Source organism: Acinetobacter sp. UBA3025 (assembly GCF_002367915.1).
GTDB lineage: Bacteria > Pseudomonadota > Gammaproteobacteria > Pseudomonadales > Moraxellaceae > Acinetobacter.
The window spans coordinates 1-8,960 of sequence record NZ_DFDO01000120.1 but is presented as its reverse complement, the minus strand read 5'-3'; the positions used below and the strand labels follow the sequence as shown (position 1 = coordinate 8,960).

The following is an 8,960-nucleotide window of genomic DNA, read 5'->3' as shown; positions in this document are numbered from 1 at the left end:
AGCTTAAAAACTTTACGCCTGTTATTGAACCTGTTAAAAAGGATATCAAAGCATTAGTTAAGACTATTGAAAGTCTTAATGAATACTCTATAGAACCTTACATAATCATTAATCCAACTGTCGGTGATTTCGCATCAGATCCTCACAGTTTATTTAAAGCACTAAAATTATTCGACAATATTGAATACCAAGTTTTGTATTCTATTAATCAAAATACAGAAAAATATAATGATTTTCTTGAAATCGGTAGCTTTGGTTTATTTATACAAAAAGGAATAGATCAAGATCTATTAGATTTCACCAATTTTTCAAAAATTAATTTTATTCAAAATGATATAAATCCAAATATTAAAAAGAGAATAAAAAATAGGGTTTCTTATGAGGACTTTTTTAGAAAGCAAATTAGAAACGCAGACTACCCTATAGAGTCACCTTTTTCTTCTCTCCATAGTTATTATCTAGAAGAAAATAACGTAGGTTTTTCAGACTATACAATTACTGGTGATGATTTTAGTGAAGGTGGTGGACCAGCTTATGTCGTTACAATCCATATTTCATATATTGATCAAAAAAGATTTGATGAGCTCTTTATTCGACATTACTCTTCAGAAAATGATGGCACACCAACTAACCCAGGGGCTAAATTTCTTGAAGCCCTAGACAAACTTATTAAAGATATTGGTATTGGTCAAATCCCATTCATCCCTACCTTTTCTCTAACAGAATTTCAATATTTACACAAAATTGAACATTTTCCAGGCTTAGGGCAAGTCAAAAAACTGTCTATAAAGCATCATATTGAAACTATAAATAGCTTCTTATCTGCCTCCGTGGAGGTAAATGGATGAGTACCTCTCTTTGCTGTGTTGAATGTTTTCACGATGACACGATAAAAAAGATAATTAATGGTCACCAGTATATTGGACGTTGTCATTATTGTAATACCAATAGAGTAGCAACTATTTCAGTTTCTCAGTTAATCACTGAAATAACTCCTATACTTGAAGCCCTTTCAGATATGTTTGATGAGGATAATGCTGGAACTGAATTTATAGATATTTTAGATATTGATTTTAAAGTTTTTAGTAAAAAAACTAATATTCATCTTCTTAAAAGAGAATTTCAAACAAGCTTACCTTTTCTATTCAATAAATCTTACAGGTCCGTAAACACTAAGGAAATGCATGAGCAATGGATTGAATTCAAAAGCGAAATTCTTCACAAGAACAGATTTTTCCCACAAAATACTATATATCAAGAAGCATTTTTACGTGGTAGTGATTTATACAACACATTCCAACAGCTTATAGAACAACTAAATTTATCTTTACATCCAAATGAACAATTTTTTAGAGGTCGATTAAGTTCAGTGCCGTTAGAACATAAAGATATGGGTAAACCACCTGAATCTTTAGCAACTTTGGGACGCGCTAATCCCTATGGGATTTCATACCTTTACTTAGCTGAAACAGAAAAAATTTGCATCAAAGAAATTAGACCTAATAATGGAGACACTATTTCGATTGCTAAATTCCGCGTTGACCAAGAGTTAAATGTGATTGATCTCAGAACCCCTAGGGAAAATATTTCATTTTTATCATTATCATCAATGAATTATACCGATATTTTAAAATTGGTAAGTTTATTAGAAACTTTTGCTAGCGAGCTTTCATTACCTGTTTCACCAAACAATTCTCAACGAGAATATATTCCAACCCAATTTATTACCGAGTTTTTTAAAACTCATGGTAATAAGGACGGTATTATTTTTAACAGCTCATATGGTGACGGTTTTAATATTGTGTTATTTGACGATACACATTGTCATTGTGACACTTCAATGCCTATATCTTTTATAAAGATCCGAGATATTTCTTTCCAGCATGAAGTTACTTAAATAAAAAAACCTCCCATACGGGAGGTTTTTCGTTTAGAGCCTAAAGATTATTTCGAACCTTTAATCCCGGCTTGAAGTAATAGTGCTCCTAAACCACCAATTTTATTTTCTTGTGGTTTAGCCGCTTGAGGTTTCTTGCCATGCGGGCGGTCACCTTGTGGACGTGCATGCTGTGGACGTTTGCCTTGTGGCTTGCGCTCACCGCGTTGCTCATTGTCACGACGTGGTTGACGTGGTGCTTTCGCTGGCGCTTCCGAACCTTCAGGACGCATCGACAGATTGACACGGTTACGTTCAACATCGACGTTCAGTACACGAACTTGTACGATTTGACCTGGTTTTACCACTTTATGCGGATCAGCCACAAATTCATTGGCTAATTCAGAAATATGTACCAAACCATCCTGATGTACACCAACATCCACGAAAGCACCGAAGTTAGTCACATTGGTGACTACGCCTTCCAGCTGCATGCCTTCAGTCAATTGAGCCACTTCAGTAATATCATCACGGAATTTTGCGGTACGGAATTCTGGACGCGGGTCACGGCCAGGTTTTTCCAATTCAGCCAAAACGTCCTGAACGGTTGGCAGCCCGAATTTATCATCGACAAACTCTTCAGCATTGACCTGGCGAATGATTTCAGTATTGCCAATAATATCTTTTACAGTCGTTGCTTTCGCTTCAACAATTTTAGATACCAATGGATAAGATTCAGGGTGAACTGCAGACGCATCTAATGGTTCTGAACCTTGCTGGATACGCAAGAAACCCGCTGCCTGTTCAAAAGTACGTTCACCTAGACGTGGCACTTTTTTCAGGTCCTGACGGTTGTCAAAACGGCCATTTTCCTTACGGAAGTCCACGATTTGCTGCGCGATTGATTTGTTCAGACCTGCGATATAACCCAAAATCGCAGCAGATGCAGTATTCACATCCACACCGACCGAGTTCACACAGTCTTCAACCACGGCTTCAAGAGTTTTTGCCAGACCGGTCTGGTTCACATCATGCTGGTACTGACCTACACCAATGGATTTAGGATCGATTTTCACCAGTTCTGCTAATGGATCTTGCAGACGGCGTGCAATTGATACTGCACCACGGATCGATACATCCAGTTCAGGCAATTCCTGAGAAGCCAGTTCAGATGCTGAGTAAACGGAAGCACCCGCTTCTGAAACAGAAACACGAGTCAATTTCAGGTCGCTATTTGCAGCCATCATTTCAGCAACTAATGCTTCAGTTTCACGGCTTGCCGTACCATTACCGATTGCAATCAGGTCAACATTGAATTCGCGGCAAAGACGTGCCAATTCAGTCAGTGAACCTTCTTTATCATCTTTCGGTGCAAATGGGTAAATGGTGCTATGTGCCAATACATCACCTGATTCATTCACCACTGCCAGTTTTACGCCAGTACGGATACCAGGATCTACACCCAGAGTTGTACGGGCACCTGCAGGCGCAGAAAGCAGTAAATGACGCAGGTTTTCAGCAAAGACTTGCATTGCTTCAGCTTCAGCAGCCAGACGTTTTTCAGTCAATAATGAATGTTCGATCGTTGGACGAACTTTACCAAGCCAGAACAGTTTCGCAGTTTGCTTTAAGAAATCCTGACGAGATTGCGGCTGAATGGTATCCAGGTTGTAGTCAGTTTCAATACGTGCCAATGGTGCATCATCTTCACCATCTACTTTAAGGCCCAGTACATTTTCCTGACGGCCACGTAGCATTGCCAATAAGCGGTGTGAAGGTACCTTGTTCAGATTTTCAGAGAAATCGAAGTAATCACGGAATTTTTTACCAACTTCTTTTTTCTCTTCGCTAGCGACCAGACTTTTCAGCACAGCAGTTTTAGCAAACATTGCTTTAAGTTCAGTGGTCAACGCAATATTCTGTGCCCAGTCATCAATCAGGATGTGCTGGATCGCATCGAGCTGGCTTTCCTGATCTGGATAATCTTCATGGCTAAAGCCCGCCAAAGCTTCTGCTGGGTCCACGGCTTCAGTAAAGATTTTTTCTGCAATTGGACCTAAACCGGCTTCTTTCGCTTTAAACGATTTGCTGGTACGTTTTGGACGGTATGGTGCGTAAATTTCTTCTAGGGCATTTTTAGTTTCTGCCGCATTCACCCGTGCCAATAAATCATCAGATAATTTATTTTGTTCTTTTAGTGATTCGATCACCTTTTCACGGCGTTCATACAAATCACGCAAATACGATAAACGTGTATCGAGCTGGCGTAGTTGCGTATCGTCTAAGCCCTGCGTTACTTCTTTACGGTAACGTGCAATGAAAGGAACGCTGGCACCCTCATCAATCAGTTTGATGGCAGCTTCTACTTGATTTGGACGTACGGCAAGTTCTTTTGCCAACTGCTGAACTAAGTCAGTCATCGTGTTTGATCCCACAAGGATAAGTACTAAATGGCATGATTATAAAGACCAGGTCTATAAAATCCACCATTGTTTTTATTAATTTATATAAGCTTCAGATAACCGTATACGATCGTTTTCCAGTTTTTCCACTAAAGTTTGCATGAACTTTGCATTTTATTCTTGTTCCGGGACGATTTTTTTCGCATATAGATGTATATATTTGGTATCTATGTCTTGATTTTAACTGCAATATTTGATGCTTTAGAGCATAGTCAATTAATAGTAATGAATCGTATACTCAAAGCATATTTCATTTTTTGTTTATGACGACAATAAAGAATAAAGGAGCACCTCATGAGTTTAGTGGTACCTGCTGAAAAACCCGATGCTGTACATACCGAAACCGACCGGGTCGAGCGCATCCTGGTTGTCGATGATGATGTGCGTCTGCGTACCCTGTTACAACGTTTCCTTGAAGATAAAGGCTTCGTCGTTAAAACTGCGCATGATGCTACCCAGATGGATCGACTATTACAGCGGGAACTGTTTTCTCTGATTGTGCTCGATTTTATGTTGCCTGTAGAAGACGGCCTCAGCATCTGTCGTCGCCTACGCCAGTCGAATATTGATATTCCAATTATTATGCTCACTGCACGTGGTAGCGATTCGGATCGTATTGCGGGTCTGGAAGCCGGTGCCGATGATTACCTGCCTAAGCCATTTAATCCAAATGAATTGCTGGCACGTATCCGTGCAGTTTTGCGTCGTCAAGTTCGTGAAGTGCCAGGCGCTCCTAGCCAGCAAATGGAAGTGGTGTCGTTCGGCCCATGGTCACTGGATCTGTCGACACGTACCCTGACTCGTGAGGGCCAGGTAGTGACCCTGACCACTGGTGAATTTGCGGTATTGAAAGCGCTGGTTCAGCATCCACGTGAACCTTTAACGCGTGACAAACTGATGAATCTGGCACGTGGCCGTGAATGGGGTGCGATGGAACGTTCAATTGACGTTCAGGTATCACGCTTACGTCGTTTGATTGAAGAAAACCCTGCCCGTGCGCGTTATATTCAAACCGTTTGGGGTGTCGGTTATGTGTTTGTTCCAGATGGTGCTGAATAATTTTCTTATTAGAAGAAAGTAAAATATTCGTCCGTCTATCAATTTAGTTTTTAATTACGTGACAAATTCATTCGCAACTGTTTGAGGCAGGAGGTATTCATCTCTAATGTTTCTGCGATAAATTGATTACTTGCCGCAATTTGACGAGTTTTGCGAATGAAAATGGTTTTGCCTACTTTTGCTGAAACAAAAGTAGGTCGAACCGAAGGTTTTAACGTATATCTAAATTACAGATGGTTTGACTCCGGTGTGATAAGGCCTTTTAATCAACTCATAATAATTTGCTGAAGTCATAGCACAGGATTGCTCAGTGAAACTCGACCCCATCGACCCACAAAAATTTACCGATTTTGTCAGCTATTCAGAAAAAAAACGTACCCCTTGGGAACGCTTTCTGGACAAAATCAAACCGCGCTCTGCAGCAATGCGAACCACTGTACTGGTGGTCTTTGTGGTCTGTTTCAGCCTGTTCATGTCAATCTGGTTTTTCTGGCGCACACTTTATCTACCCGAAATTCAGCAACACGCGCGTTATCTGGCTATGGAGCTGGAGATTCTCAACAATCCGGACCTGCGTCTTTATCATAAAGAACAGGAAGTCGATATTGATACCTGGCTCAAAAACCGGATCGGAATCGAATATGTCACCAATCCGGCTGAATATCCCAATGTAAAAGACAAGGTCATTGCCGAATTCTTTACCAACCAGATTGAAACCAAACTGGCCAAAGAATTAAGAATCGAACAGGCAACCGTTTATTTCCAGTTCAAGCCAAGTCCACGCATCTGGATCCAAACCCCTGAAATGAATGGCAACTGGGTACGTGAACCTCTTAAGACCTATGCCAACTATAGCCCTGAACTGATTCTAGGCTGGCTGCTTGGTACACCACTCATTGCCGGTATTATTATTCTGACCCTGGTGCGTCAGCTGAACCGTCCTTTACGCCGCTTGCAGAATGCAGCAAACAGCTATAGTAAAAATGGCTCTGCTCCTTATCTGGATACCAATCATGGTCCGCTGGAAATCCGTCAGGTGAATCATGCCTTTAACCAGATGATTTATACCTTGGATCAAACCGAACGTGATCGTCGAATCATGCTCGCGGGGATTTCACATGACCTTCGTACGCCGTTGACCCGTATCCGTCTTAGCGCAGAAATGATGCCGGATGAAGACTTCCTCAAGGAAGGTCTGATTTATGACGTGGAGGATATGGATGCCATTCTAAACCAGTTCATTTCCTATATGCGGGATGGCTCCGATGAAGAGTTGCAAGAAACCAATGTCAATGTGCTGTTGCAGGAACTGGTCAAGCAATTTAGGCCACTTGATATTCGCTTTACACCTCAGGAGGTACCGCTGGTTGAAGTACGCAGCATGTCGCTGAAACGCCTGATTGGCAACCTGATCAACAACTCGAAACGCTATGGTGCGGAACCGATTGATCTTGCTGCCTATGCACAAGATCATAAACTGATGATCAGTGTGGCCGATCATGGTGAAGGAATTCCGGAAGACCAGATTGAAGCACTGATGCAACCCTTTGTTCGTGGAAATTCTGCGCGTACCGTACAAGGTAGTGGTCTGGGTCTGGCAATTGTCAAACGTATTGTTGATATTCACTCAGGTGAGCTGCATATCCAGAATCGGCCTGAAGGCGGTCTGGAAGCCATTATCGTCTTACCCCTGAAAACAGCAGGTTCAGAGGCGCCTGCTGCCCCAACCACCTTGGATAAAATTCGTCAAACGCTCACTGATCACTTCTAGTAAGTGATCATAAAAGCAACAAAAGACTTTTTAGTATTTCTATACAATTCATTTTAATTTTCAATAATTCAATTATTTAAAAAACATCATTTTTCATTATACCTACATTTAGCTAAAAAATTAGACCTTAGCCTAACACCTATGCAAAATACATTTTTTGATCGGTACAATCCGTATCATAGTTTAAGAATTAATGAGAGTTAAAATGTCTTTAGATCGTATCCGTTTAGCCTCCCTACACAACAAAGTCATCAGCCCTGAACAAGCGGCTGAATTCATCCAAGATGGCATGACTGTGGGTATGAGTGGCTTTACTCGCGCTGGTGAAGCGAAGGCGGTTCCTTTAGCTTTGGTTCAACAGGCAAAAGCAAATCCATTAAAGATCACGTTAATTACTGGTGCATCACTAGGGAACGATCTAGACAAACAACTGACTGAAGCTGGCGTATTGGCACGCCGTTTACCGTTCCAGGTAGACAATACTTTACGTAAAGCGATCAACAAGGGCGAAGTGATGTTCATTGACCAGCACTTGTCTGAAACTGTTGAGCAAATGCGTAACCTGCAGTTGAAAAAACCAGACGTTGCGATCATCGAAGCCGTAGCAATTACTGAAGATGGCGGCATCATTCCAACAACATCTGTTGGTAACTCTGCAAGCTTTGCGATTTTTGCTGAAAAAGTAATTGTAGAAATCAATACGAATTTAAGCCCGGCATTTGAAGGCTTGCACGATATCTACATCCCGACCTATCGTCCAACGCGTCAAGCGATTCCATTGACTCAAGTTGATGAGCGTATCGGTACGCATGCGATCAATATCGATCCATCTAAAATTGTTGGTATCGTATTTAACAGCGAATTGCATGACTCTCCATCTACTGTAACTGCACCAGATGATGAGACTCAAAGCATTGCTAACCATTTGATCGCTTTCTTTGAAAAAGAAGTAGCTGAAGACCGTCTACCGAAAAACCTCGGACCTCTTCAAGCAGGGATCGGTTCCATTGCAAACGCCGTATTGACGGGTCTGAAAGATTCAAACTTCGAAGACTTGATCATGTACTCAGAAGTACTACAAGACTGTACGTTTGAATTGATCGATGCCGGTAAAATGAAGTTTGCTTCAGGTTCTTCTATTACACTTTCTGCTAAATATGGCGAAAAAGTATTTAACAACCTTGAACAATACAAGGACAAACTGGTATTACGTCCACAGGAAATTTCAAACCATCCTGAACTGGTACGCCGTTTAGGTATTATCGGCATCAATACTGCACTTGAGTTTGATATTTACGGTAACGTGAACTCAACTCACGTATGTGGTACCAAAATGATGAACGGTATTGGTGGTTCAGGTGACTTCGCTCGTAATGCTCACCTTGCAATCTTCGTGACTAAATCAATCGCGAAAGGTGGCGACATCTCTTCTGTAGTGCCGTTTGCTTCACATATCGACCATGCAGAACACGATGTCGATATCTTAGTGACTGAACAAGGTCTGGCAGATCTTCGTGGTTTGGCGCCACGTGAACGTGCTCGTGCGATCATCGACAACTGTGCACACCCAATGTACCGAGATGCATTGAATGACTACTTCGACCGTGCATGTGCAAAAGGTGGCCATACCCCTCACTTGCTTCGTGAAGCATTATCTTGGCACTCTAACTTTGAGGAAAATGGTCATATGCTTGCAGTAGAAGCTGCAGTCAAAACTGCTTAATTGACCGCTTCAGAAAACGCCCCACGGGGCGTTTTTTTATGGGAAAAATGTCCCGTCCTGAAATAAGTT

The 8,960-nt window shown here is 41.5% G+C and carries 6 protein-coding genes; 5 read left to right on the top strand and 1 reads right to left on the bottom strand.

The window, feature by feature from the left end; genetic code table 11:
- Positions 1-848 (top strand): sce7725 family protein (locus B4J23_RS05195; RefSeq protein WP_291359093.1); only part of this gene is annotated, 848 nt, incomplete at its 5' end.
- Positions 845-1,897, top strand: a complete 1,053-nt coding sequence (locus B4J23_RS05190; RefSeq protein ID WP_180178926.1) for an RES family NAD+ phosphorylase — start codon at positions 845-847, stop codon at positions 1,895-1,897. The genes B4J23_RS05195 and B4J23_RS05190, both read left to right, overlap by 4 nt.
- Positions 1,898-1,944: 47 nt before the next feature.
- Here B4J23_RS05190 and B4J23_RS05185 read toward each other — a convergent pair whose 3' ends face one another.
- The gene (locus tag B4J23_RS05185; protein WP_291359090.1) at positions 1,945-4,296 is read right to left on the bottom strand and encodes a Tex family protein; all 2,352 of its coding nucleotides are present in this window, start codon (positions 4,294-4,296) and stop codon (positions 1,945-1,947) included.
- Positions 4,297-4,632: 336 nt separating this feature from the next.
- On the opposite strand from B4J23_RS05185, the gene ompR reads away from it, so the two are divergent.
- From ompR to B4J23_RS05170, 3 genes are all read left to right on the top strand, one after another.
- Complete coding sequence (gene ompR, locus B4J23_RS05180; protein ID WP_004781707.1) at positions 4,633-5,397, top strand: two-component system response regulator OmpR; 765 nt, start codon at positions 4,633-4,635, stop codon at positions 5,395-5,397.
- A 310-nt stretch (positions 5,398-5,707) separates the two neighbouring features.
- Complete coding sequence (locus B4J23_RS05175; protein ID WP_291359088.1) at positions 5,708-7,168, top strand: ATP-binding protein; 1,461 nt, start codon at positions 5,708-5,710, stop codon at positions 7,166-7,168.
- Positions 7,169-7,373: 205 nt separating this feature from the next.
- On the top strand, positions 7,374-8,891 hold the full coding sequence (locus B4J23_RS05170; protein WP_291359085.1) for an acetyl-CoA hydrolase/transferase family protein: 1,518 nt from the start codon (positions 7,374-7,376) through the stop codon (positions 8,889-8,891).
- Positions 8,892-8,960: the final 69 nt, after the last annotated feature.